A 407-nucleotide genomic window follows, 5' to 3' on the forward strand; every position below is an offset into this window, starting at 1 on the left:
CAATCGCCCGCCGTTGTGGATGGCGGAGGAGGGGATCCCTTCCAGGATCACCTGCTGGTCGGACAGCTGGTTGTCCTGGTACGTGATCCGGGCGATCCGGTTGTCGTCTCCGCCGGAGTAGTACGCGTAGATGTACGGCTTCCCCGGATACCCGGGGTCCACCGCCAGCCCCAGCAACCCACCCTCCGCCGACGCGTTCACGTCCTCCACCGTGCCGACGTCACTCACCTGCCCGCCGGCGATCCGCTTGATCTTCCCCGAGTCCCGCTCCGCCACCAACGCACTCTTGTCCGGCAGAAACGCCAACCCCCACGGCACCTGGATCCCCGTCGCCACGGTCGACGCCACAGTCAGCCGCACGGACGCCTGCTGGCCTGCAGCCGAGCCGGTCGGCGCAGACGTCGTAC

General features: G+C 68.3%; 1 protein-coding gene. It reads right to left on the reverse strand.

The window, feature by feature from the left end:
• The coding region (locus tag D7Y13_RS44100) for a PQQ-dependent sugar dehydrogenase (protein WP_208734723.1) at positions 1-336 on the reverse strand (336 nt) is incomplete at its 3' end.
• Between the last annotated feature and the right edge of the window lie 71 nt (positions 337-407).

The organism is Corallococcus praedator, from assembly GCF_003612125.1.
GTDB lineage: Bacteria > Myxococcota > Myxococcia > Myxococcales > Myxococcaceae > Corallococcus > Corallococcus praedator.